The organism is Pseudomonas sp. AK181 (assembly GCF_051122975.1).
GTDB lineage: Bacteria > Pseudomonadota > Gammaproteobacteria > Pseudomonadales > Pseudomonadaceae > Aquipseudomonas > Aquipseudomonas lactis.
The window spans coordinates 6,368,928-6,394,650 of the sequence record NZ_CP146348.1 but is presented as its reverse complement, the minus strand read 5'-3'; the positions used below and the strand labels follow the sequence as shown (position 1 = coordinate 6,394,650).

Annotated in this window: 21 protein-coding genes; 19 read left to right on the top strand and 2 right to left on the bottom strand. The window is 62.0% G+C overall.

Annotated features, from left to right (window positions below; genetic code table 11):
• Positions 1-24: 24 nt before the first annotated feature.
• The 10 genes from V8689_RS29105 to V8689_RS29060 all read left to right on the top strand — a co-directional run bounded on the left by V8689_RS29105 (position 25) and on the right by V8689_RS29060 (position 13,981).
• Positions 25-2,181 carry a type I secretion system permease/ATPase gene (locus V8689_RS29105; RefSeq protein ID WP_056782867.1) on the top strand — a complete coding sequence of 719 codons (2,157 nt, stop codon included), beginning with the start codon at positions 25-27 and terminating at the stop codon, positions 2,179-2,181.
• A complete protein-coding gene (locus tag V8689_RS29100; protein WP_032894247.1) occupies positions 2,171-3,535 on the top strand; it encodes an HlyD family type I secretion periplasmic adaptor subunit in 1,365 nt (454 codons plus the stop codon). Before V8689_RS29105 ends, V8689_RS29100 begins: the two co-directional genes overlap by 11 nt.
• A gap of 206 nt (positions 3,536-3,741) precedes the next feature.
• Complete coding sequence (locus V8689_RS29095; RefSeq protein ID WP_236710103.1) at positions 3,742-4,623, top strand: TauD/TfdA dioxygenase family protein; 882 nt, start codon at positions 3,742-3,744, stop codon at positions 4,621-4,623.
• 60 nt (positions 4,624-4,683) lie between these two features.
• Positions 4,684-5,604, top strand: a complete 921-nt coding sequence (locus V8689_RS29090; protein WP_056782528.1) for a LysR family transcriptional regulator — start codon at positions 4,684-4,686, stop codon at positions 5,602-5,604.
• A gap of 248 nt (positions 5,605-5,852) precedes the next feature.
• On the top strand, positions 5,853-7,388 hold the full coding sequence (locus tag V8689_RS29085) for an MFS transporter (RefSeq protein WP_056782529.1): 1,536 nt from the start codon (positions 5,853-5,855) through the stop codon (positions 7,386-7,388).
• Positions 7,389-7,403: 15 nt separating this feature from the next.
• Complete coding sequence (locus V8689_RS29080) at positions 7,404-8,462, top strand: HlyD family secretion protein (RefSeq protein WP_014716373.1); 1,059 nt, start codon at positions 7,404-7,406, stop codon at positions 8,460-8,462.
• Complete coding sequence (locus tag V8689_RS29075) at positions 8,459-9,904, top strand: efflux transporter outer membrane subunit (RefSeq protein ID WP_056782530.1); 1,446 nt, start codon at positions 8,459-8,461, stop codon at positions 9,902-9,904. Before V8689_RS29080 ends, V8689_RS29075 begins: the two co-directional genes overlap by 4 nt.
• A gap of 74 nt (positions 9,905-9,978) precedes the next feature.
• Positions 9,979-10,488 (top strand): sigma-70 family RNA polymerase sigma factor, encoded by a 510-nt coding sequence (locus V8689_RS29070; RefSeq protein ID WP_003187450.1) that lies wholly within the window; start codon positions 9,979-9,981, stop codon positions 10,486-10,488.
• Entirely contained in the window at positions 10,485-11,435 is a 951-nt protein-coding gene (locus V8689_RS29065) for a FecR domain-containing protein (RefSeq protein ID WP_056782531.1), read from the top strand. The genes V8689_RS29070 and V8689_RS29065 overlap by 4 nt, the downstream gene beginning before the upstream one ends.
• A 92-nt stretch (positions 11,436-11,527) precedes the next feature.
• Positions 11,528-13,981: a TonB-dependent siderophore receptor gene (locus V8689_RS29060; protein WP_056782532.1), complete on the top strand. Its 2,454-nt coding sequence runs from the start codon at positions 11,528-11,530 to the stop codon at positions 13,979-13,981.
• Positions 13,982-14,113: 132 nt separating this feature from the next.
• Here the strand turns inward: V8689_RS29060 and V8689_RS29055 are convergent, their stop codons facing one another.
• Both V8689_RS29055 and V8689_RS29050 read right to left on the bottom strand, forming a co-directional pair.
• Entirely contained in the window at positions 14,114-14,818 is a 705-nt protein-coding gene (locus V8689_RS29055; RefSeq protein ID WP_056782533.1) for a DUF3142 domain-containing protein, read from the bottom strand.
• Positions 14,815-16,977, bottom strand: a complete 2,163-nt coding sequence (locus V8689_RS29050) for a hypothetical protein (RefSeq protein ID WP_056782534.1) — start codon at positions 16,975-16,977, stop codon at positions 14,815-14,817. Before V8689_RS29050 ends, V8689_RS29055 begins: the two co-directional genes overlap by 4 nt.
• 193 nt (positions 16,978-17,170) lie before the next feature.
• Here V8689_RS29050 and V8689_RS29045 point away from each other — a divergent pair, with 193 nt between their 5' ends.
• The 9 genes from V8689_RS29045 (at position 17,171) to V8689_RS29005 (ending at position 25,648) form a co-directional block, all read left to right on the top strand.
• The gene (locus V8689_RS29045; protein WP_056782535.1) at positions 17,171-18,751 is read left to right on the top strand and encodes a glycosyltransferase family 39 protein; all 1,581 of its coding nucleotides are present in this window, start codon (positions 17,171-17,173) and stop codon (positions 18,749-18,751) included.
• Between the two features lie 33 nt (positions 18,752-18,784).
• On the top strand, positions 18,785-19,030 hold the full coding sequence (locus V8689_RS29040; protein ID WP_056782536.1) for a DUF2789 domain-containing protein: 246 nt from the start codon (positions 18,785-18,787) through the stop codon (positions 19,028-19,030).
• 60 nt (positions 19,031-19,090) lie between these two features.
• The gene (locus V8689_RS29035) at positions 19,091-19,912 is read left to right on the top strand and encodes a hypothetical protein (RefSeq protein ID WP_150073294.1); all 822 of its coding nucleotides are present in this window, start codon (positions 19,091-19,093) and stop codon (positions 19,910-19,912) included.
• A complete protein-coding gene (locus V8689_RS29030) occupies positions 19,909-20,325 on the top strand; it encodes a hypothetical protein (protein WP_056782538.1) in 417 nt (138 codons plus the stop codon). The genes V8689_RS29035 and V8689_RS29030 overlap by 4 nt, the downstream gene beginning before the upstream one ends.
• Before the next feature lie 296 nt (positions 20,326-20,621).
• Positions 20,622-21,041 (top strand): MarR family winged helix-turn-helix transcriptional regulator, encoded by a 420-nt coding sequence (locus tag V8689_RS29025; protein WP_003187465.1) that lies wholly within the window; start codon positions 20,622-20,624, stop codon positions 21,039-21,041.
• A complete protein-coding gene (locus tag V8689_RS29020) occupies positions 21,038-23,116 on the top strand; it encodes an FUSC family protein (RefSeq protein WP_056782539.1) in 2,079 nt (692 codons plus the stop codon). The genes V8689_RS29025 and V8689_RS29020 overlap by 4 nt, the downstream gene beginning before the upstream one ends.
• Positions 23,113-23,322, top strand: coding sequence for a DUF1656 domain-containing protein (locus V8689_RS29015; protein WP_003187469.1), 210 nt, complete (start codon positions 23,113-23,115; stop codon positions 23,320-23,322). Before V8689_RS29020 ends, V8689_RS29015 begins: the two co-directional genes overlap by 4 nt.
• Positions 23,319-24,209, top strand: coding sequence for an efflux RND transporter periplasmic adaptor subunit (locus V8689_RS29010; protein WP_032894228.1), 891 nt, complete (start codon positions 23,319-23,321; stop codon positions 24,207-24,209). The genes V8689_RS29015 and V8689_RS29010 overlap by 4 nt, the downstream gene beginning before the upstream one ends.
• Complete coding sequence (locus V8689_RS29005; RefSeq protein ID WP_056782540.1) at positions 24,206-25,648, top strand: efflux transporter outer membrane subunit; 1,443 nt, start codon at positions 24,206-24,208, stop codon at positions 25,646-25,648. Before V8689_RS29010 ends, V8689_RS29005 begins: the two co-directional genes overlap by 4 nt.
• Positions 25,649-25,723: the final 75 nt, after the last annotated feature.

Below are 25,723 nucleotides of genomic sequence, written 5' to 3'. Positions count from 1 at the left end.
ATCTGTTAGTCGAGAGTGCGCCGCGTGGAACCTGAAGTCAGTCGAGTTCATCTCAGTCATGATCCACGCGCACTGCACGATGACCCGTTACTTGACGGGTTGTTGGCGCTCTGCGCCTTGCATCAGAAACCGGCCAGCGCGGCCATGCTCACCACCGGCCTGCCGCTGCCTTCGCAACGGTTGAGTGCCGAGTTGCTGTCGCGTGCCGCTGCGCGGGCCGGGCTGCAAGGCCGGCTGCTGCAACGCAAGCTGGATCAGATCCCGACCATTGCATTGCCGGCGCTGCTGTTGCTCAAGGACGGTCGCAGTACCGTGCTGGTCGGCTGGCAGGGCGAAGATGAAGCGCGGATCCTGCTCAGTGAAAGCGACGGCGGTGAAGTGCTGATCAAGCGCGAAGCATTGGCCGACGACTACATCGGCAAAGTCTTCTTTGCACAGCCGCAACACAAATTCGACGTCAACCACGGCAGCCTGATTCCACGGGCGCGCTCGTGGTTCCGTGACACCCTCATGCGTTCGCGCTGGCTCTACACCGACGCCATCGCCGCCAGCTTCCTGATCAACATCATCGCCATGGCCGCGCCGCTGTTCGTGATGAACGTGTACGACCGCGTCGTGCCGAACCAGGCCACCGCCACCCTGTGGGTGCTGGCCGTGGGCATCTGCGGTGCTTACCTCTTCGACCTGATCCTCAAAAGCCTGCGCAGCCTTTGCCTGGACCTGGCTGGTAAAAAAACCGACCTGATCATCTCGGCCACGTTGTTCGAGCGCATCGTCGGCATGTCCATGAAGTACCGCCCGGCGCGGGTCGGCAGCTTCGCGCAGAACATTCACGAGTTTCAAAGCCTGCGCGACTTCCTCGCGTCCTTGACCCTCACCAGCCTGATCGACCTGCCGTTTACGCTGCTGATCTTCCTGGTCATCGCCATCCTCGGCGGGCACCTGGTGTGGATCCCGGTGCTGGCATTCCCACTGGCCCTGGGCATCGGCTACGCCTTGCAGAAGCCCCTGGTCGCGACCATGGAGCGCACCATGGCGCTAGCCGCCGAGCGTCAGTCGAGCCTGATCGAAACCCTCGCCGGGCTCGATGCGGTCAAGGTCAACAACGCCGAGAGCGAGCGTCAGTATGGTTGGGAACAGACCATCGGCACCCTGAGCCGGCTTGAGCTGCGGGTGAAGTTGCTGTCGGGCCTGTCGATGAACATGACCCTGCTGATCCAGCAACTGGCTGGCGTAATCATGATCGTGTTCGGCGTGTACCAGATCATCGATGGCAACCTCAGCATGGGCGGCCTGATTGCCTGCTACATGCTCAGTGGCCGTGCCTTGAGCCCGCTGGCCTCGCTGTCGGGCCTGCTGACGCGCTACCAGCAAGCCAAGGTCACCATGACCTCGGTGGACCAGATGATGGAGCTGCCCCAGGAGCGCAATTTCGAAGAGCGCCCCATGAGCCGTCGCACCCTGCAAGGCGCCATCGAGTGCCGGGGCCTGAATTTCACTTACCCGAACCAGCAGAACCTGGCGTTGAAAAACATCAACCTGGTGATCAAACCAGGGGAAAAAATCGGCATCATCGGCCGCAGCGGCTCGGGCAAAAGCTCCCTGGCCAAGCTGATCGTCGGCCTTTACCAACCCGACTCCGGCTCCTTGCTGGTGGACGGCGTGGACGTGCGCCAGATCGACGTGAGCGAGCTGCGCCACAACATCGGCTATGTCGCCCAGGATATTCAATTGCTGGCCGGCACCCTGCGCGACAACCTGGTCAGCGGTGCGCGTTACGTCGAGGATGAAATGGTCCTGCAAGCCGCCGAACTGGCCGGCGTGCACGAATTTGCCCGTCTGCATCCCCAAGGCTACGAACTGCAAGTCGGCGAGCGTGGGCAGAACCTGTCCGGCGGCCAGCGCCAGAACGTCGCCCTGGCCCGTGCGCTGCTGCTCAACCCGCCCATGCTGCTGCTGGACGAACCCACCAGCGCCATGGACAACACCGGTGAAGAACGCTTGAAGCAACGCCTGCAAGCCGTGGTGCAAAACAAGACCGTGGTGCTGGTCACGCACCGAGCCTCACTGCTCTCTCTGGTCGACCGCCTGCTGGTGGTCGACCGTGGGCAGATTCTCGCGGACGGCCCCAAAGCCGTGGTCATGGAAGCGTTGAAGAAGGGGCAGATCAGTGTTGCTTAACTCCATCAAGAGTGCGGTCGGCCGCTACTTCAAAGGCTCCGATTCGCTGCAGGGCCAGCCGCTGCCCGAGGTCAACAAGGCGCTGATTGAAGATGCGCCGCGGGTGATCCGCCTGACCATCTGGGCGATTATCGCGTTCTTTATATTCCTGGTGGTGTGGGCCGGTTTCTCCCAGATCGACGAAGTGACCCGTGGCGACGGCAAGGCGATTCCGTCGTCCAAATTGCAGAAAATCCAGAACCTGGAAGGCGGTATCGTCGCCGAACTTTACGTCAAGGAAGGCCAGATCGTAGAGGCCGGCGCGCCGTTGATTCGTCTCGACGACACGCGGTTTGTCTCCAACGCCGGTGAAACCGAAGCCCTGCGCCTGGCCATGCAACTGCGCGTCGAGCGTTTGAGCGCGCAGGTGGATGACCGCCCGCTGAACATCCCCGACGACGTGCTCAAGGCCGCGCCGAGCCAGGCCGCCAACGAGCGCTCCTTGTATGAAAGCCGCCGCCAGCAGTTGAAAGACGAAGTCGGCGGCTTGCAGGAGCAACTCGTCCAGCGCCAACAGGAACTGCGCGAGTTCACCTCCAAGCAGGGCCAATACCGCAGCCAGTTGTCCCTGCAACGCCAGGAAATCAACATGTCCGAGCCGCTGGTGGCCCAGGGCGCGGTGTCGCCGGTAGAAGTGCTGCGCCTCAAACGCGCCGAAATGGAAACCCGTGGGCAGTTGGACGCCACCACCCTGGCGATCCCGCGTGCGGAATCGGCGATCAAGGAAGTGCAACGCAAGATCGATGAAACCCGCGGCAAATTCCGCAGCGAAGCCCTGACCCAACTCAACGAGGCCCGCACCGAGCTTAACAAGGCCGAGTCCACCGGCCGCGCGTTGGAAGACCGGGTCAGCCGCACCCTGGTCACCTCGCCAGTGCGCGGGATCGTCAAGCAGTTGTTGGTCAACACCGTGGGCGGTGTAATCCAGCCGGGCAGCGACATGGTCGAAATCGTGCCGCTGAACGACACCTTGCTGGTAGAAGCCAAGATCCGCCCGCAAGACATCGCCTTCCTGCACCCTGGGCAGGAAGCGGTGGTCAAGTTCACCGCGTATGACTACACCATCTACGGCGGGCTGAAAGCCAAGCTCGAACGTATCGGTGCCGACACCATCACCGATGAAGACAAGAAGACCACCTACTACATGATCACCCTGCGCACTGACCGCAGCCACCTGGGCACCGATGAAAAGCCGCTGCTGATCATCCCCGGCATGGTCGCTTCGGTGGATATCATCACCGGCAAGAAAAGCATCCTCAGCTACCTGCTCAAGCCAATCATCAAGGCGCGGGCAGAGGCGTTGCACGAGCGTTAATCTTCAGCGCCTGTACCGCCCTCATCGCAGGCAAGCCAGCTCCCACATTTGAATGTGTTCACACATCAAAATGTGGGAGGGGGCTTGCCCCCGATGAGGCCGTCAGCATCATCCTACAGCTCAAACCAAACGCCATATCCATATGCGCTAACGGTATTTAAGCTTCCATCCTTATGTCTATAAATTCATTCCCCTGTCCGCCGGGAATGAATCCAATGCCTGCCACCACCGCCCCCCAAACCTTCGACATCCACCCCTTCCCCGGCAGTGTCGGCGCCCAGATCATCGGCCTGGACTTATCCCGCCCAGTCAACGACCAGGACTTCGCCCGCATCCACCGCGCGCACCTGGACCACCACGTCATCGTGTTCCGCGACCAACGCATCACCCCCGAACAACAGATCGCCTTCAGCCGCCGTTTCGGTGTGTTGCAGATCCATGTGCTCAAACAGTTCCTGTTGGCCAACCACCCCGAAATCCTGATCGTCTCCAACATCATCGAGAACGGCCAATCCATCGGCCTGGGGGATGCGGGCAAGTTCTGGCATTCGGACCTGTCATACAAAGAACTGCCCAGCCTGGGCTCGATGCTGCATGCTCAGGAACTGCCCTTTGAAGGCGGCGACACCCTGTTCGCCGACATGCACAAAGCCTGGGAGCAACTGCCAGGTCACCTGCGCAACGCCGTCGAAGGTCGCAGCGCCGCGCACTCCTACACCGCGCGCTATAGCGAAACCAAATTCGAAGGCAACTGGCGCCCAACCCTCACCCCGGAACAGCTCGCCCAGGTTGCCGAAGTGGTGCACCCCGTTGTGCGCACCCACCCGGAAAACGGCCGTAAAGCGCTGTTCGTCAGCGAGGGTTTCACCACCCGTATCGTCGGCCTGCCCGATGACGAAAGCCGTGACCTGCTGGGCCAACTCTATGCCCACAGCGTGCTGCCGGAAAATATCTACCGCCACCAGTGGCAGCCCCACGATCTGGTGTTCTGGGACAACCGCTCGCTGATCCACCTGGCCGCCGGTTGCCCAAGCCACCTGCGGCGTAAATTGTTCCGTACCACCATTCAAGGGGATGCGCCTTTCTAACCCGATAAAGCCTGCTAGGATTGCGCCCAGTTCACTCCCAACGGACCACGAGTGCTTGGCATGCAACTACCGGACATGAACCTGCTGGTCGCCCTCGACGCGTTGCTCGACGAGGGCAGTGTGGTGGGCGCCGCACGGCGGATGAACCTCAGCCCGGCCGCCATGAGCCGCACCCTCACGCGTATTCGCGAAGCGGTCGGTGACCCGATCCTGGTACGTGCCGGCCGTGGCCTGGTGCCGACGCCCAAGGCGCTTGAGCTGCAAGGCCAGGTGCGCAACGTGGTGGAGCAGGCCGCGTTGCTGTTCCGTTCGGCGGACCAGGTTGATTTGAGCACCTTGCGCCGCCGTTTCAGCGTGCGCGCCAATGACTTTTTCATCGGCGTGTATGGCGGGCGGCTGTTCGACACCATGGAGCGCATGGCGCCGCTGTGCGAGCTGCGCTTCGTGCCCGAAGGCGACACCGACGATGAAGCCCTGCGCGAAGGGCGGTTGGACTTGCGGGTGAGCAACACCATGCCCGCCAGCCCGGAAGTGAAGGTGCAGAACCTGTTCTCCACCACCTTTGTCGGCCTGGCGCGGCAAGACCACCCGCTGTTCGACGAAGAAATCACGGCGGCACGCTTTGCCAGCTACTCCCACATCAGCATCTCCCGGCGCGGCATCGCCCGCGGGCCCATCGATACCGCGTTGAATGCCCAAGGCCTGGAGCGCCGAGTGGCCATGATCGCCCCAGGCTTTCACGGTGCGATGTTCATGCTGCCCGATTCCGACCTGCTGCTGCCGGTGCCCAAGGAAGCCCTCCTGAGCGCCAAGCGTCTGAACCTGCCACTGCGCGCGTTCGCCTTGCCGATTTCACTGCCAACCCTGGTCCTGGCGCAATCCTGGCACCCACGCTTCGACAAAGACCCAGCCCATAAATGGCTGCGTGAAACCATGCGCGCGAGTTGCCACGCCACCTGGCTGGAAGCGCAGCCCACCTGAAACTCTGTAGGAGCGAGCTTGCTCGCGAAAAACGTCAACGATAACGCGTGCTTCCTGAATAAACGCGGCGCCTATGGGTTTTTCGCGAGCAAGCTCGCTCCTACAGAGGGCAAGCCCCATCCACAATTCGAGCCTTGAGCTATTATGAGTTGCGTCTGGCGCACTTATAACCTGCCAACAAGTAACTTTTTGTCATGAGAGTGCCTGATTAAACTGCTCGGGTATTTCTCATTCCGAGTTACCTGTTCATGACGTCCCTCGCTGCCCCCGCTGTCCAGGCCGCAGCCAAACCTACGTCGCTGAGCCCACCCGTGTTCGGCCCGCGCATCATCATCGGGCTGCTCGGCGTATTGCTGGCGGTACTGGTCTCTGGTCTCAACGAGATGGTCACCAAGGTCGCCCTCGCCGATATCCGCGGTGCGCTGTACATCGGCTTTGACGAAGGCACCTGGCTGGTCGCGGCCTACACCGCTACGTCCGTGGCAGCCATGGCCTTCGCGCCGTGGTGTTCGGTGACGTTTTCCCTGCGTCGATTCACCCTGTGCGCTATCGGCCTGTTCACCGTGCTGGGCATCCTCTGCCCGTTCGCACCCAACTACGAAAGCCTGTTGCTGCTGCGCACGGTGCAAGGCTTGGCCGGTGGCGCACTGCCGCCGATGCTGATGACCGTGGCGCTGCGTTTTTTGCCGGCCAACGTCAAGTTGTACGGGTTGGCCGGTTACGCACTCACCGCCACCTTCGGCCCCAGCCTGGGCACACCGTTGGCGGCGTTGTGGACCGAATACGTCGGCTGGCAGTGGGCGTTCTGGCAGATCGTCGCGCCGTGCCTGCTGGCCATGGCGGCCGTGGCCTACGGCTTGCCACAAGACCCGCTGCGCCTGGAGCGCTTCAAGCAGTTCAACTGGCGTGGTTTGCTGTTGGGCTTCCCCGCGATTTGCATGCTGGTGATCGGCCTGTTGCAAGGCAATCGCCTGGACTGGTTCGAGTCGGGCCTGATTACCTTCCTGCTGAGTGGCGGCACGCTGTTGCTGGTGCTGTTCATGCTCAACGAATGGTCGCAGCCGCTGCCCTTCTTCAACTTGCAGATGCTCGGCCTGCGCAACCTGGCGTTTGCCCTGATCGTACTGGCTGGCGTGCTGATGGTGCTGACCTCGGTGATCATCATCCCGTCCAGTTTCCTCGCCCAGGTCCAGGGCTACCGGCCGCTGCAGACCGCACCGGTGATGCTGCTGATGGCGTTGCCGCAGCTGATCGCGCTGCCGCTGGTGGCGGCGCTGTGCAACCTGCGCTGGGTTGATTGCCGCTGGGTGCTGGGCATTGGCCTGAGTATGTTGGTGCTGTGCTGCCTCGGCAGTTCACACCTGACTTCGGCGTGGATTCGCGACGACTTTTATGGCTGGTACCTGCTGCAGATTTTCGGCCAGCCGATGGCCGTGTTGCCGCTGCTGATGCTGTCCACCGGCAGTATTCAACCCATCGAAGGGCCGTTCGCCTCGGCCTGGTTCAACACCGTCAAGGGCCTGGCTGCTGTGATCGCCACTGCGGTGCTGGATACATTGACCACCCAGCGCGGGCATTTCCATTCAACCATGTTGGTGGACCGCCTGGGCAATTCGCCCCTGGCCGACACTGATGCGCCGGGCCTCGCCCACCGCTTGCACGAGCAGACCGTGGTGCTGACCTCTTCGGATCTTTACGTCGTCATGGCCGGTGTCGCGGTGGCGTTGATCCTGCTGATTTTCTGGATGCCCACGCGGATCTATCCGCCTCGCGCTCCGGCCTGACCACAAGGACTTTCCATGAAACGCAAAGACAAAATTGCCGTCTCCGTTATTGCTGTATTTGCCGTCGGTGTGCTGGTTTACCTGGTTGCGCCGGGCGTACTGGGCAGCAAGCACCAGACCACCAACGACGCCTTCGTCGCGGCTGATTTCACCCTGGTCGCTCCCCGCGTTGCCGGCTTCATCAAGGAGGTGCTGGTAGAAGACAACCAGCGTGTCAAAGCCGGGCAACTGCTGGCGTTGATCGACGACCGCGATTTTCGCGCCGCCGCCCAGGCTGCCGATGCCGACACCCTGGTCGCCCAGGCCCAGCTGAAAAACGCCAGCGCGACCCTGGAGCGCCAGAGCTCGGTGATCGCCCAGGCCCAGGCTACGGTGGCAGCGGATCGCGCCGAAGTGGCGTTTGCCGAGCATGAACTGAACCGCTACAACCACCTCGCCGGCGTCGGTGCGGGCACCGTGCAGAACGCCCAGCAAGCCAAGACGCGCATCGACCAGGCCACTGCGCGCCTGGCCAAATCCACCGCCGTGCTGGCCGCCGAACGCAAGCAGGTGGAGATCCTCACCGCCCAACGTGACGCCGCCGAAGGTGGGCTCAAACGCGCCCAGGCCGCGCTGGAAATGGCCAGTTATCAGCTGTCTTACACGCGTATTGTCGCACCGGTGGATGGCATGGTCGGTGAGCGTGCGGTGCGGGTCGGCGCCTACGTGACGCCGGGTAGCAAGATCCTTGCGGTGGTGCCGCTTTCTGAAGCCTATGTGGTGGCCAATTTCCAAGAGACCCAACTGTCGCATATGCACGCGGGGCAAGCGGTGCAAGTCAGCGTCGACAGCCTTGACGGCGAACTGCTCAAAGGCCATCTGGAAAGCCTGGCGCCGGCCACCGGGGTGACCTTCGCCTCGGTCAAACCCGACAACGCCACTGGCAACTTCACCAAGGTAGTGCAGCGTATTCCAGTGAAGATCGTGCTTGAGCCGAACCAGCCACTGACCGAGCGCCTGCGCGTGGGCATGTCGGTAGAAGCCAGCGTCGATACCCGGCCCGTCGAGCAGCAGCGTGAGGTGGCCCAGCAATGAGACACCTCGCCTGGCTCACCCTGAGCCTCATCAGCCTGAGCGCCTGCACGGTCGGTCCGGATTTCCAACGGCCCGATGCCCCGCGCGTCGGCCAGTGGAGCGAACCCCAGGGCCGCCAAGCCGCCAGCCGCGCCGTCAGCGACCCGTTGCAGGAACGCTGGTGGGACGTGTTCCACGATGAGCAGCTCTCGGCCCTTACGCGTCGCGCCCTCAGCGATAACCTTGACCTGAAACTGGCCAGCAGCCGCCTGCAACAAAGCCGCGCCATCCGCCAGGTGACAACGGCCGAGCGCTACCCCAACGTCGATGCCGGCGGCGCCTACCAGCGCAAGCGCAACAGCGGCAAAGGCTTGAACGACCCTTCCGGCGAGAACGGCCGCTCGGCCTTCAACCAATGGGACATGGGCTTCTCGGCCGCCTGGGAGTTGGACTTCTGGGGCCGGGTCAAGCGTGAAACCGAGGCAGCCGACGCCACGCTGGAAGTCGCCGAAAACGACCGTCGCGCCGTGTTGTTATCGGTGCTGGCCGAGACTGCTCAGGACTACATCCAACTGCGCGGCGTCCAGAACACCCGCGCTGTCACCGAGCAAAACCTCGACGTTGCTCGCCACAGCCTCAAGCTCTCGCAACTGCGCCTGGCCGACGGCGTGGCCACCGACTTGGACGTGGCCGAAGCCGCCGCCCAGGTCGCGGCTATCGAAGCGCGCCTGCCGGATCTGCAGCAGCGCCAGGACCAGTTGATCAACGCCCTGAGCCTGCTGATGGGCGAGCCGCCTCAGGCCCTGCATGCGCAGTTGTCCAAAGACGCCCCTGTGCCGCAAACCCAGCGCCAGGTCGCGATCGGCCTGCCATCGGAACTCGCCGAGCGCCGGCCCGACATCCGCCAGGCCGAAGCCCGCCTGCACGCCGCCACGGCCAGCATCGGCGTGGCCAAGGGCGACTTCTACCCGCGCATCACCCTGTCCGGCAGCCTCGGCTCCCAAGCCATGCAGCTCTCGGATTTCGGCTCCTGGGGTTCCCGTGCCTTTGCCTTCGGCCCACAGCTGAGCCTGCCGCTGTTCAACGGCGGACGCCTGCAAGGCATGGTGGATTTACGGGAAGCCCAGCAACAGGAAGCGGCCCTGGCCTACCAGCAAACCGTGCTGCGTGCCTGGCATGAAATCGACGACCAACTGACCCGCTACAACGCCAGCCAACTGCGCCGCGACAGCCTCGCGGAAGCCGTGCGCCAGAACCAGATCGCGCTGACCACCGCCCAACACCAATACGTCGAAGGCGTGGCGGATTTCGTCAACGTACTTACCGTGCAGAGCGCATTGTTGGCGACTCAGGAACAGTGGGTGGAGAGCTCTACCGGCGTGTCGCTGGCCATGGTCGGGCTGTACAAAGCGCTGGGAGGAGGGTGGGAGTCGGTGTATCCGTTGCAGGCCGCTGGGCGCTGAGCAACAAAGAGTTTTTGTCAGTCGCCAAATAAGATGTAATGATAATTGCTCTCAATAACACTTCTGAGCTTTTCATGGGCAGCGCGACTGACGGCCAGCAACAGCTTCACATCCTGTACCGCGACCATCACGGCTGGCTGCAAGGCTGGTTGCGCAAGCGCCTGGGCGACCGCGAACAGGCCGCCGATGTGGCGCAGGACACCTTCCTGCGCCTGCTGGTGGCCGGGCGCTTCCCGGGTGACAAGGAAAGCCGCAGCTACTTGGCGCAGATCGCCCGCAACCTGGTGATCGATCAATGGCGCCGCCTGCGCATCGAGCGTGCGTACCTGGAAAGCATCGCGCACCTGCCCGAGCCCGAGTCGCCGTCCCTGGAAACCCGCGCCCTGATCCTCGAAACCCTGATGCAGATCGACGCCATGCTCGACCGCATGCCCGACAATGTGCGCCGTGCGTTTTTGCTGTCGCAGTTCGAAGGCTTGAGCTATGCGCAAATCGCCGAGCGCCTCGGCGTCACCGTCAGCTCGGTGCAGAAGTACATGACCCGGGCCATCGTCGCCTGCTACCAGGTGGTGTACGAAGAATGAAACACGACGCGCCCATCGCCCCCGCGATTGTCGAGCAAGCCAGCGAGTGGTTGATGCTGCAATGGGGCGGCGAGCTCAAGGGCGAGCAGCGCCAGGCGTTTGCCCGCTGGCAGGCCGCTGACCCGGAGCATCGTCGCGCCTGGCAGCGCTTGCAGCAGCTGCAACACACCCTGGGCGGCGTACCTGCCGACAGCGCTCGCGCAGTATTGCGCGACACCCCGGACACCCAGCGCCGTGCCGCGCTCAAACTGCTCGGCCTGTTGCTGGTGGCCGGTGGCAGCGGCTACCTGGTGCAACGCAGCGAACCCTGGCAAGCGGCCTTTGCAGAGCTGCATACCGCCACGGGCGAAATTCGCCATATGACCTTGAGCGACGGCACGCAACTGGACCTCAACAGTGACAGCGCCGTAGACCTGCGTTTCAGTGCCACGGAGCGGCGTATTCGGCTGATCCGAGGCGAGGTCTTGCTGACCAGCGGCCACGACGCCTTGCGCCCGTTGATCGTCGAAACGCCAGCCGGTGATGTGCAGGCGTTGGGCACGCGCTTTGCGGTGCGTGAACTGCCCGACGGCAGCCGTGTGGATTTGTACGAAGGTCGGCTGCGGGTCACGCCGTTGCAGGGCACGCCGGTGCATATGCAGGCAGGGGACAGCCTGTGGTTCAACGCACGCCAAAGCACCGCGTTGCCAGCGGTGAGTGCCAATGCCAGCAGTTGGACCGAGCACCGTCTGGTTGCCGAGCGCCAGCCGTTGGGTGAGTTCGTGGCGCAGCTGAGTCGCTACCGCCCGGGCCTGTTGCGCTGCGATCAAGCGGTGTCGAACCTGCTGTTGACCGGCGTGTTCCCGCTGAACGACACCGACGCAATCCTGGCCGCCTTGGAGCGTTCATTGCCCGTGCACGTGCAGGCGGTGACCCGTTATTGGGTAACGATCAAGGCGCGGGTCTGAAAATACTTTGTACAGGGCTTGTCGGTTTCTGCGGCCCGTTCGGGATACCTCTTGAAAGCCAATCAAGAAGCGTTCTCACGGGGAGTCCTGCCATGTCGCACCACCCAATCCAACCTTTGGCCCGCGCGCTGCGTCGTGGCCTGTTTGCCGGCCTGCTGGCAACGACTCCGGTACTGCCGAGCATGGTTCAAGCCGAAGAAAGCACCGAAGCGCTGCGCAGCTATGACATTCCCGCGGGCAGCCTCGACCAGGCGTTGAACCGTTTCGCCAGTGCCTCAGGCATCTTGCTGTCGGTTGACGCATCGCTCACCGACGGCAAGCGCAGCGCCGGCTTAAAAGGGCGTTACGGCGTAGGTTCGGGGTTGCAGCGCTTGTTGGCGGGCAGCGGTTTGGCGGCGGTGCAATCCCAGGGCGGTTGGTCGTTGCAGGCCCTTTCCGGCGACGGAGCCTTGCAGTTGGGCGCGACCCAGATCAGCGGCCGGCAGGAGCAGGAAAGTGCCTGGGGCCCGGTGGACGGTATTGTCGCCAAGCGCAGCGCCTCGGGCAGCAAGACCGACTCGGCGCTGGTGGAAATCCCCCAGACCATCAACGTGATCACCGCCGCCGAGATCAAGGCACGTGGCGCCCAGAGTGTCACCCAGGCGTTGCTCTACACCCCCGGCATGAGCGCTGGTGGTTTTGCCGACCGAGTCAAATTGTTCGATGAGCCGACGTCACGCGGCTTCTCGCCCACGCCGCTGTACCTGGACGGCCTGCACCTGCCTTATGGCGGCGGCAGCACAGGCGGCGCGTTGCAGATCGAACCGTATTCCCTGGAGCGCATCGAAGTGCTCAAAGGCCCGGCGTCCGTGCTTTACGGCCAGAACCAGCCGGGCGGCATCGTCAATATGGTCAGCAAGCGCCCCAGCGAAACGCCGATACACCAAGTGGTGCTGGAAGCCGGCACCTACGAACACAAAAGCGCTGCCATCGACCTGAGCGGCCCGCTGGACGAGGAGGGGCAGTTTCTCTACCGCCTGACCGGCCTGGCGAATGACGCGCAAGACGAAATCAACTACGTCGAAAACAAGCGCCAGTTCATCGCCCCCAGCCTCACCTGGCGTCCCAACGACGACACCAGTTTGACCCTGTTCGCCCAATACCAGAAAGACAAAGGCGTGCCCGAAGCCCAAGGCCTGCCGGCGTCCGGCACGCTGTGGGACAACCCCAACGGCAAGATCAAGCGCGATGTGTTTATCGGCGAGCCGGGCGTCAACCAGTACAACCGCGAGCAATACGTGCTGGGCTACGAAGTTTCCCATCGCCTCAACGACATCTGGACCCTCAAGCAAAACGCCCGTTACGCCGAGGTCGACGACCGCTACACCGCGCCGCTGCATGGCTACCGTTTCGTCGCCAACCCAAACACCGGCGTGCAGGACCAGCGCTACCTGCAACGCTTCGGCGTGGACTGGTCGCAGACCAACAAAGTGTTCGGCGTGGACAGCATCGCCCAGGCCGAATTCGACACAGGCGCGCTGTCCCACACCTTCATCGTTGGCCTGGACTACTACCATTCCAACTCGCAATTCCATGGCCTGTACGACCGCAACCCGCCGATCATCGACCTGTTCAAACCGGTGTACGGCCAGCCCCTGAACTTCGGCCAGCCGTACCGCTGGGATCGCACCATCACCCAGACCGGCCTTTACCTGCAGGACCAGATCAAGCTGGATAAATGGGTGCTGGTACTCGGTGGCCGCTACGACTGGGCGAATGTGGTGAACAAGGAGCCGATACAGGACACCCGCTTTGCCAGCAAAGACCAGGCGTTCACCGGCCGTGCGGGCCTGGTGTACCTGTTCGATAGCGGCGTGTCGCCCTTCGTCAGCTATTCGGAATCCTTCCTGCCGCTGGCCGGCACCGATGCGAACCGAAAACCCTTCGAACCCTCCACCGGCAAACAGTACGAAGTCGGCGTGAAGTTCCAGCCACCGGGCCAGAAGAGCTTCATCCAGGCCTCTGTGTACCAACTGGACCAGGAAAACGTGCTGACCACCAACCCGGTAGACACCACCTTCAGCACCCAAAGCGGCGCCCTGCGCTCGCGGGGTGTTGAGCTGGAAGCCAAGGCGGTCGTGAGCGACGCATGGGAAGTGGTCGCCTCGGCTGCGCGCAATGACGTCAAATACACCAAGGACAACGATGGCCGCCAAGGTCGCCACCCGGCCGGCATCTCCCCACTCACCGCCTCGATGTGGGTCAACTACACCGTGCTCGGCGACACGCCCTTGGCAGGGTTGGGCGCGGGCCTGGGCGTGCGTTATGCCCGCCAAAGCCTGGGCGACGACTACGAAGGCGCTTTTAATGTGCCGTCCTACAGCGTCTACGATGCAAGCCTGAGCTACGACCTGGGCGCCTCGCCGCTCAAGCTCAAGGGCGTGAAGCTGGCGATGAACGTGCAGAACCTCAGCAACAAGACCTACGTCTCGCAGTGCACCAGTGATCTGGATTGCTACTACGGGGAAGGACGCACGGTAGTGTCGAGCCTGACGTACGATTGGTAGCAAATCACTGAAACCACTGTAGGAGCGAGCTTGCTCGCGAAAGACGTGAACGATAACGCAGCGCTATCAGGTTGCCGGTGTCGTCTATACGTTTTTCGCGAGCAAGCTCGCTCCTACAGGTGTTAGCAAACTTCAAAGATTCTGCAAAAACACCACATACCCCCGAAACCACTCATTACCCCGCAGATACCCCGGCTCTTGCCACTCCCCGCCCTGAATCAAACCAATCTTGAACGGCACGCCCAGCCGATTCATCCGCGGCAAATACGCCGCGTAATCCGGGATGCTGTGACGCCCTTGATAGGTCTGCACCACCACTTCATCCACCACGCCCTTGAGCTGGGCGATGGCGGTCGGGTCGGCGTTGCTGCTCCAGTCCATCAGGCCGGTGATGCTCAGGCGCAGGTCGGCGGGCAGGCGTCGGCGCAGGTCGCGCAGGAAGTCGGCGTATTCGTGCAGGTATTGGGTGCGGGCATCGAAGTCGATCTGGATACCGATCACCGGGTTGCCGGCGTCACGCCAGCGTTGCACCTGGCCCAGCACCTGGGTGTAGACCCGTTCCGGCCAGCGCAGGGTGTGGGCGCGGTACACCACCCAGACATGGCCTTGGGTAAGGCGCGGCACGCTCATGCCTTGGGCGATCAGTTGTACGCCGCGCTGGGGCGCGCGGCGGGTGGCGTTGATCTGGCCTTGCAGGATGTACAGGGTTTTTGCTTGCTTGATCACCGGCTGGGGCGTGACCCCGCTCCACAGCCAGAAGGCGTCGTAGTCGCCCGCGTTAACGGCGCCAAAGGCCGGGCTTGCCAGCAACAGCAAGCCTAGCCACAGCGGCTTCACCAGTAGTACTGCAGCGATTTGCCCCACTGGGTATCGGCAAAACCGCTCTTGAGTTGGCGGAACCAGGCTTTGCGCACCGCCGGCGCCACGTCTTCGCCGCCGCAGCTGTTGTAGCCGGCCGGCGCGTAGCAGTTGATGGCGCGGAACAACGCATAGGCCTTGTCGGTTTTCGGCGCCTTGGCGTTGGCGATCACCTGTTTGTAGCCGTCCAGGCGCGAGAAGGTTTCACCTTTGAAGTCCGAGGCGGTGCTGCCCAGGCTGCCGGCGGCGCGAGGTTGTTCCAGGGGCATGCCGTCCAGGCCATTGCGCAGGATGAACTCACCGAAGCAGTTCAAGGCGTGCGGGTTTTTGGCCTCGTCCTGCAAGGTCGCGGCGGTTTGCGCGATGCTTGGGCAGGCGTAGCCGGATTCGGCCTTGTCGCCATTCCACTGGAACAGCTTCAAGGTCTGGCCGCTGGTATAGGTGTAGCCCAGGCTGGTGCCGAGTTTGTCGTCAGAGAGCGAGGCCTGCTTGAGGTCATCGGCGAAGGTGGCGTACTGGCCGCGCAGCAGGTCTTTGTAGAGCAACACGAATTGCGCACTCTGGCGCTCAATCGGGTCGCTGGCGTCGGCGATCTGCTGGCGCAGCAGGTCGGGGCCGGCGACGTTGCGCAGCAGGATGTAGCGCACTTGCTTGGCGCTGATCGGCGAGTCGGCGGCGAACACTTTGGCCAATTGGCCGCTGCGCTCGTAATTCATGGCCAGGGCCAGCTCCAGTTGGTCGCGTTGCAGCGGCTGCTTGGCCAGCGGCAGCAGTTGCAGCCACAGGGCCTCGGCGGCCTTCCAGTCCTGCTTGGCTTCCAGGGCCAGCGCGCGCAGGGTCTGTTGGCTAAAGGCGAAGTAATCCAGGCTCGACGGTACATCCGCCGGCAGGTGTTTCAAGGCCGCGTCGGGTTGGTGTTCGACGTACAGGGCGTAGCTGGCTTGCAGGAAGTCAAACAGCGCTGGCTCACTGGCGAAGGTACCCTTTTGCTTATCCAGGTCTTCGCGGCTCAACAGCGGCGGGGTGTGGGCGCGCATCGCCATCAGGTCGCTGACCACTTGCAGCATCGGGCTGTTCGCGGCTTTGTTGCCGACCATCAGCAACTTGAGGTCGGCCTCTTCCACCAGCTCGTCCACGCTCACATTGCGCTGGGCGTCGGTGGCCTCGGTAAATTGCCAGGTGAAGTCTTCGGCAAGCTTGGCGTCGTCGTTCGCCAGCCAGTGCACACGGCGTAACAGGCCACGGGCGGAGGCGACGTAATCGCCCTGTGGATAATGTTTCAGGTAACTGAGAAAACCTTCTTCGGCATCGCTCAAGGCCGACTTATCCACATGCTCGCGTTGCGGCATGCCGTATTCGTCGAAGGCTTCGGCCTGGGCCTGATTCAGTGAAGTACGCGCAGTCATGTACAGCGCCGTTTCCTTCAGCCACGGCACATCGCTGGTGGCGGCGGCGGCGAACCCGCGCTCGGCGTAATCGAAGCGCCCGCTGTAGAAGTCGCCGGCGGCCTGCAAATAGGTACGAAACAACTGAGCATTGGCCGACGGGGTCAGCTGGGCGTCCACCACTTGGCGGCTCCAGTCACAGGTGCTCAGTAATTGCAGGCGTGCTTTGACCAACACATCGCGCTCGGCGGGCGGCATCTGGGCTTTGATCACCTGGCTGATAAACGCCGTGGCGCTGTCATCGTCATTGCTGCGGCAACGGCTGCCTTCGCCATTCAGGAAGGCTTGGCCTGCAGTCTTGTACTCGTCGCGCTTGATACCCAAGGGCTGGAGCAGGGTGTCGAGTTCGGCTGTGCGTGAATCGTCAGCCTTGTTATCCGGCTCCTCATCCGCAGCCGGAACCGGCACCAGGCGATACACCGGAAACGGCACCGGGCCGAACCCTTGGGCCAAATCGTCTTCGCCCAAGGCATTGGGGGCCAGGGGCGCGGCTTTTTTGTCGGCCAGCAACAGGCGCAGGTTCACCCGGCTGTCGTTACCAGGGCTGAGAAACGGTTGGTTGCTGCACGGCTCGTAGCTGTCACGCGATACCCGCCAGTCGGGGTAGCACGAGTCGTCAGAACTGGCCTGGGCCGGTAGGGAAAAACCGGCCAGCAGGGCCAGGGCCAGAGGTGACAGCAAACCGATACGCATAACGTTTCCTTGATCCTGAGTCCTTGGAGAAGGGGCAATAATAGCCTGATCCGACGAGCGCTTCGGTGAAGGCCTACACAAATTGCTGATTTGTCCGATTCCAGCGGCGAGGCCAGGCCTTTTGGCCTAGAGTGGCGGTGTTTGCGCATGCGCAGTGTTTGTCCTGCAAGAGGGCAGTAGTAGCGGAGTCGATATGCGTCGGTCTGTGGTCGAGCAACACGAAAAAGTCGGGGCATTGCCTGCCTTTCATCGCTTGAGCTGGGAAGGTGCCGGCTGGCTCAGCCGCCTGTGGTGGGTGCCGATCCTGGCGCTGGCCATGGCCCTGCGGTTTTACCACCTCACCTCGGCGGCGATCTGGGGCGACGAAGGCTCAAGCCTGTTGCTCAGCGAATACGCCCTGGCCGACCTGTGGTTTCACGCGGCCCATGATGTGCACCCGCCGCTGTACTTCTTGCTGCTGCGCGGTTGGATCGAGATGTTCGGCGACAGCATCGGCTCGATTCGCAGTTTGAGTGCTATCCCCGGCGTGGCCGTCGTGGGCCTGGGCATCTGGCTGACACGGCAACTGTCCACCCGACGCGCAGCCGTGCTGGCCGGGATCCTGCTGGCTCTACTGCCCACGGCGGTACGCTACAGCCAGGAAGTGCGAATGTATTCGCTGCTCGGCGTGTGGCTACTGGGCGCCACGTTGGCGTTGGTGTACTGGGTGAGGCAGCCCGAACGCACGCGTTATGGGGCTGTGTATGTGCTGTTGATGAGCGCCGGGTTCTATACCCACTACTTCACCGCGCTGTGCGTGCTGGTGCATTGGGCGTACCTGGGGTTGCAGGCGCCAGGTCAGCGCTTGATCACCCGGCCTGCCTGGTGGGCGGCCAACGTGGCGATAGTGTTGTTGTATCTGCCCTGGCTGCCCAGCCTGCTGGATTTGGTGCAGCACGTCGAGCAGCTCAAAGTCGGCGGCGACATTGGTTGGGAAGAGCCGGTCAACCTGCTGTCCCTGCCGTCGATGATCTGGCAGTTTCTGTTGCAGGATGACGGTCTCGGCCTGTGGCCGCCGCTGTTCTGGCTGTTCCCCCTGCTGCTGGCCGTGGTGGTTGTACTGGCGGCCTGGCGCAACCCCGCAGCGCGCCTGCCGGCACTGTTTTGCTTGCTGCCGCTGCTTTTGGTCTATGGCGTTTCCTTTATCTCCCCGGTGTTTATCGAGCGCTATCTCACGGTGTATGCGTTGGGCCTGCCGATTGTCCTGGCGCTTGCCATCGACCGTTTGCCGCCCCGTTTGTCCTGGCTGGGCGTGGCGCTGTTCGCGCTGTTTGTGGGCGTAGAACTGCTGGGGCTAAAGAACAATTTCGAGGTGGATGAACACGACCAGTTCAACGTGCCCGTGGAGTTCGTCAATCGCAACTATCAGGAAGGCGACCGCATCGTCCTCAGCGACATGATGTGGTACCTCAGCTACGTGTATTACGACCAGACCGACGCCCAACTGCAGCTCTTCACACCGCCCAAACCCGACGGCACCGCGACCCGCCCGAATGCTTATGGCTTCGGCACACTGGTGGACCAGGACGGTGGCCGCATCTATCTGGACCGCCTCTCAGCACTGCCTGCTCAAACGCGGCGGGTATGGTTGATCAGCAGCAACGAAGCCCCGGATGAATTCGCGCCGCTGCCCAACAGTTGGCACGAACTCAGTCGCCAGGACGGCGGTGGCGCCAGGGCGCGGTTGTTCGTGCTATGCAATGCACCGGCGCCGCAACCTGAAGGCTGCCGCTAGACTCACTTCAACCTAACTTATGAGGAGCCTTCCATGGAATCGCCAGTGCACAGCTTGCCGGCTTTGTTCAAACAGCTTGGCCTAGCGGATGACCCGGTCAGTATCGAGCAATTTGTCGCCTCTCATTCGCCGCTCAAGCCGGAGTTGAAACTGGCGGACGCGTTTTTTTGGACGGATAGCCAGAAGGCATTTTTGCGTGAGGAGATTCTCGACGATGCGGATTGGGCGGTGGTGGTGGATGAGTTGAACTTGATGTTGCGGGGTGGGCGAGGGGTGTAAAAAAATAGCTGCCAGGCTCTAACTTGAAAAAATCTGGTAAGGGTTGAAAAAAATTTGGTTTTGACCGCGCAAATTATTTTTTCTGAGAAAGCCCGCGATACGAAAAAATATGGGAAACGTCCTATTTTTCATGGGGAAATGGACTATAGCCGCCGCAGACGGTTTTCCTTATCAAAGGGATATCTCCTATTGATGAGTGGGTGCGACATGCAAAAGCTAATTCCGCGCGGAAAACTACAGAGTTTTGATCCTTCGACTATTGAACTCATAAGTCCTTTTTCTGCGACGTCAATTGTTGAATTTCATCTTCCGTTTACTTCTGGCTTGCTTGGGTTATCTGAGCTTATTAAAGAGTGTGATGTAGGTTTAAATTCATGTGTGAATTGGAAAGGACGAAAAAAGATACTTAACAAGATTAAAAGCGGAGAGTGGTTGCTTGTTTCAGAACGGACGGGGGCTTTGAATGACTTGCATGCACAGCGATGTATTCCAAGTGGATTCTCTTCTGGCCGGTTTGAAAGCGAGGAGGAGGTAGGGCCGGGAAAATGGGCTTTTTTCAGCATTGACTATGACGCAGTGAAGAACACCGCAATTATAGCTGCCAACCGTTTAGGGTCTATGGGTGACCAAGGTCGAGTATTTGGTTCTGACGGTAAAGATTTAGCAAATACGACCAGAACACTTATCCAGCAATGGGTACCACTGAATGATTTCGAAGAGCACCGCATCGCCGACTCTGCCATACGTCGATATGGCGAGCTTCGGCATACTCCGCAACGGTTTCTGGAGGGCGAGGACAAGTGGCAGATTGGCGGGAAATCATGGCACTGGCAGCCAGTCACACCAGATGAGGCGTATGAAAAAAAGGAGGGTGCAAAATGAGCCGTCGCAGAATTTGGCTGTTTTGGGGAGCGATGGATACGATTTATCTCATTTGGTATGCGTCCAATAGTTTTTTAAACAATAGAATTCCGTATCTAAGTGATGTGATAAGCGCTTCAGATGTTTTGCGAGCGCACAGTGATGTGCAAATAGTTATGTTTGTGGGGGCGTTGGTTTTACAGGCCTCAATTTTTGCATCCTGCGCCATGTTTTTTCTTCAGAAAAAATCAGTCGTGTGGCTTGTCTTTTTTCAAACCCCCTTACGACTTGTGCTCGTTATCCCCTCCGTTTCGCTCCTGTTGATTGGCGCTCGAGTTTTGCCGCAGTACAACGTCCTGGCAATGGCTGGATTGATCGGTGCGTCGGAGATTTTAAAAGTCTGGAGCGTGTGGCGATGGAGCAAAAAATGCTGACGCTGACCTAATGTGGGAGCGGGCTTGCCCGCGAAGGCGGTGTGTCAGTCACTGAATATTCAACTGAACCACCGCTTTCGCAGGCAAGCCAGCTCCCACATTTTGTTTGTCGTATGGCGAATATCAGCGATTTGCTGATGCCTACCCTAAAACCCGCTTTACTCAAGCCACATCCCACCACTCATCTGCGAAATTGTTTCAAAACTTGACGGCGAACCCTTCCTCCACCATATTGATAGTTAGCAAACTAACTGTATGCGAACTATCCAGTGCCTCAATCCCTCGAACAACTCCAGATGAGCCTCAGCAGCAGCATGGTGGTGGGCGCCCGTAATTGGCGCAAAATCTGCCAGACCACGTTGGTGAGCTATGGCATCTCCGAAGCCTGCGCCGTGCCGTTGTTGATGATCGGTCGCTTGGGCGACGGTGTGCACCAGGTCAAAGTAGCCCAGGCGTCCGGTATGGAAAGCCCATCACTGGTGCGCCTGCTCGACCGGCTGTGCGGTGACGGTTACGTCTGCCGCACCGAAGACATCCACGACCGCCGCGCCAAGGCTCTGAGCCTCACCGAGCGTGGCCGTGAGTTGGTGCAGGCGGTGGAGGCGCAACTGGTGCGCCTGCGCAAGGACGTGTTGGCCGATATCGCCCCCGACGATCTGCAAGCCGCACTGCGTGTATTGCGCGCCTTCGAAGCGGCTGAGGCTGTGTCGTCTTGAACGGATTTTTTACCGGTTTCCCGCCTGCCCGCGACTGGTTCTACGGGGTGCGTACCTTCGCTGCGTCGATGATCGCGCTGTACATCGCCATGCTCATGCAAATGCCACGTCCGTACTGGGCGATGGCCACGGTGTATATCGTCTCCAGCCCGTTTGTCGGCCCTACCAGTTCCAAAGCCCTGTACCGCGCCATCGGCACCTTGATGGGCGCGGCGGCGGCGGTGCTGTTTGTGCCGATGTTCGTGCAGTCACCCTACATTCTGGTGGTGGTGATTGCGCTGTGGACCGGCACCTTGCTGTTCTTGTCCATGCACCTGCGCACCGCGAATAACTACGCCCTGATGCTGGCCGGCTACACCTTGCCGCTGATTGCCCTGCCGGTGGTGGATAACCCCTTGGCGGTCTGGGATGTGGCGGAGGCGCGTACCGAAGAAATCTTCCTCGGCATTGCGGTCGCGGCGGTGGTGGGCGCGATGTTCTGGCCTCGGCGCCTGATGCCGGTGTTCGATGGCTCGGTGGCCAAGTGGTTCAGCGACGCGCAGGTCTATAGCCAGCGCTTTCTGAGCCGCAAGGTCGACCCCGAAGAAGTCAGCAACCTGCGCGGCGGCATGGTCGCCACCTTCAATACCCTTGAGTTGATGATCGGCCAACTGCCCCACGAAGGCGCGCGCCCGCAGACGGTGCGCAACACCAAGGAACTGCGTGGGCGCATGATTCACCTGTTGCCAGTGATCGACGCATTGGATGATGCGGTGTACGCCATCGAGCACCGTGCGCCGGAGTTTCTCGATCAGCTCACGCCGCTGTTGGAAGAGGCCAATGCCTGGCTGCAAAGCACCACCGAACAAGCGCCCCTGGATCGCTGGCGCGTGCTGCGTGACAAGATCGACGCCGCCCAACCCCAAGGCGAAGCGCTGGATGACCGCCACACCTTGCTGTTCTCCAACGCCCTGTACCGCCTGGGCGAATGGGTCGATTTGTGGCAAGACTGCCGCAGCCTGCAAGCCGCCATCCAATGCGAAAGCCAGGACACCTGGCGCGCCGTCTACCGCCACTGGCGCCTGGGCCGGCTCACGCCGTTCCTCGACCGTGGGCTGATGTTCTACTCGGCGTTTTCCACCGTCACCGCGATCATCGTCGCCTCGGTATTGTGGATTCTGCTGGGCTGGACCGACGGTGGCAGCGCCGTCATCCTCGCCGCCGTGGCGTGCAGCTTTTTCGCCTCGATGGACGACCCGGCGCCGCAGATCTACCGGTTCTTTTTCTGGACCGCCATGTCGGTGCTGTTCGCCAGCCTGTATCTGTTTCTGGTGCTGCCCAACCTGCATGACTTCCCCATGCTGGTGCTGGCCTTTGCCGTGCCGTTTATCTGCATCGGCACCCTCACCGTGCAGCCACGCTTTTACCTGGGCATGTTGCTGACGTTGGTCAATACGTCGTCCTTCATCAGCATCCAGGGCGCCTATGACGCGGACTTTCTCAACTTCGCCAACGTCAACCTGGCCGGTCCCGTGGGCCTGCTGTTCGCGTTCGTGTGGACGTTGATCGCCCGGCCCTTCGGGGCAGAGCTGGCAGCCAAGCGCCTCACCCGTTTCAGCTGGCGCGACATCGTCAGCCTCACCGAGCCCGCCACCCTGGCCGAGCACCGGCACATGGCCGCACAAATGCTCGACCGCCTGATGCAACACCTGCCGCGCCTGGCCCTCACCGGGCAGGACACCGGCATCGCCCTGCGCGACCTGCGCGTGGCGCTGAACCTGCTCGACCTGCTGGCCTACTCGCCACGTATCCTCGGTGTGCCACGGGTGTTGCTCAACCAGGTGGTGGAAGGCGTGGGCGGTTATTTCAAGGCCTGCCTCAAGGCGGGTGAACGCTTGCCGGCGCCCAGCGGTCTGCTGATGACCCTGGACCGCACGCGCCGCGCCCTCAACGGCCAGGGCCTGCAAGACGAAGACGACACCCGCCTGCATCTGCTGCACGCCTTGGCCGGCCTGCGCCTGGCGCTGTTGCCCGGTGTGGAGTTCATTGGCGGTACAGAGATGCAAGCGCCGTTACCTGATGGAGCGCCTTTATGATCGGTGACCTGGATATCAGCGGGGTGTTCCTGCCCACGCTGCTGGTGCTGATGGGCATTACTTATGTGTTGTTTCTGGTGGTGCACGGGTTGTTGACGCGCATGCACTTCTATCGCCTGGTCTGGCACCGGGCATTGTTCAATGTGGGGCTCTACGCGCTGTTGCTGGGCGCAGTGGACTCACTCAGTCGATATCTGATGACATGAAAAAACCTTTTTTGACTATCGGCCGTGTCGTCCTGACGTTGTTGGTCGTGAGTTTCGCGGTCGTCGTTGTGTGGCGCATGGTCATGTACTACATGTTTGCGCCCTGGACCCGTGACGGCCACATCCGTGCCGACATCGTGCAGATCGCCCCGGACGTCTCCGGGCTGATCCAGCGCGTGGACGTGCGCGACAACCAGTTGGTGACCAAGGGCCAGGTGCTCTTCGCCGTTGACCAGGACCGCTTCAAGCTGGCCCTGCGCCAAGCCCAGGCCGCCGTGGCCGACCGCCAGGAAACCCTGGCCCAGGCCCAGCGTGAGTACAAGCGTAACCGTGGCCTGGGCAACCTGGTGCCCAGCGAGCAATTGGAAGAAAGCCAGTCCCGCGTCGCCCGCGCCCAATCAGCCCTGGCCGAAGCGCAAGTGACGGTGGACTCCGCCCAACTCAACCTCGACCGCTCGGTGATCCGCAGCCCCGTGGACGGCTACGTCAACGACCGCGCACCGCGTACCCAGGAATTCGTCACCGCCGGGCGCCCGGTGCTGTCGGTGGTGGACAGCAATTCTTTCCACATCGACGGTTACTTCGAAGAGACCAAGCTCGACGGCATCCACGTCGGCATGGGCGTGGACATCCGTGTGATCGGCGACAACGCGCGCCTGCATGGCCACGTGCAGAGCATCGTCGCCGGTATCGAAGACCGCGACCGCAGCAGCGGCTCCAACCTGCTGCCCAACGTCAACCCGGCGTTCAGCTGGGTGCGCCTGGCCCAGCGGATCCCGGTGCGTATCGCCTTTGATGACGTGCCGGCGGACTTTCGCATGATCGCCGGGCGCACCGCGACGGTGTCGATCATCGACGACAAGGTTAAAGACGGGGACAAACCATGAAGCGGCTTCTGGCAACCGCTTCCCTGGGGTTGTTGCTGTCGGCCTGCCAAGTGGTGGGGCCCGATTACAAACTGCCGGAACAGGCCGCCGTCAACCGTGGCGACCTGCAAGGGCCGATCATGGGCGAGGGCAGCAACGTCGTCTCGGCACCGGTGCCGGCCGATTGGTGGAAGCTCTACCAAGACCCGCGCCTGGACGAGCTGGTGCGCCAGGCCATGGCCTCCAACACCGACCTGCGCGTGGCCGCCGCCAACCTGCAGCGCTCGCGTTATCAGGTACAGCAGGCCGAATCCGCTGGCGGCTGGAGTGCCGGCGTCAAGGCCGAGGCCCAGCGTTTGCAAGAGTCTGGCGAGGCCTTCTTGCTGCCGGACAAGGTCCCGGTCGGCAATATCGGTAGCGTTGGCATTACGACGTCTTATCAATTCGACCTGTTCGGCACCCTGCAGCGTGGCATCGAAAGCGTCCAGGCCAGCGCTGACGCCACCCAGGCTGCAGCGGATATCGCCCGCATTACGCTGGTGGCTGATGTGGTGCGTTCCTATACCCAGGTGTGCGCGGCCAACGAAGAACTGGCGATTGCCAACGAGTCCCTCGACCTGCAAGCCCAGAGCACCAAACTGACCCAGCGCTTGCGCGATGCAGGGCGTGGCGATGAGACCCAGGTGACGCGCTCGCAAACCCAATACAAATCCCTGCGCGCCGACATCCCGCGCTATGAAGCTTCGCGTCAGGCGGCGCTGTTCCGGCTGTCGATGTTGCTGGCCAAACCGGTCGACCAACTGCCCGCCGGCACCGGCACCTGCGCCGAGCTGCCGCATATCGCCCAACTGCTGCCGGTGGGCGACGGCGCCACGCTGCTCAAGCGCCGCCCGGACGTGCGCCAGGCCGAACGCCAACTGGCCGCCGCCACCGCACGCATCGGCGTAGCGACCGGCGCGTTGTACCCGGACATCAGCATCGGCGCCACGGTCGGCACCGTCGGCTTGCTGGAAAACCTCGGCACGCCTGCCACCAACCGCTGGGGCTTTGGCCCGATGATCAGCTGGACCGTACCGACCAACGGCGCCCGCGCCCGGGTGCATGAAGCCGAAGCGGCAACTCAGGGCGCCCTGGCCCACTTCGACGGCGTGGTGCTCAACGCCATCCGCGAAACCCAGACCGGCCTGGCCCAATACACCGCCGTGTTGCAGCGCCGCGACGCCCTGGCCGACGCCGAACAGTCGGCCCGAGAAGCGGCAGGCCAGACCCACCGCTTCTTCCAGGCCGGCCGCGAATCCTTCCTGGCCGACCTGCAAGCCACCCGCACCTACACCGACATGCGTGCGCAACTGGCGGCCGCCAACACCCAGGTTGCCATGAGCCAGATCGACCTGTTCCTGGCCCTGGGCGGCGGTTGGGAAAGCGGACGAACGCAAGGGCAAAAACCCGGCAAACCGTGAGGTGATTGCTATGCTTTCTTGGGTGAGGCCCGCTGACGCCTCGCCCGACAAAGCTCGCGTTTGCTCATGGGGATT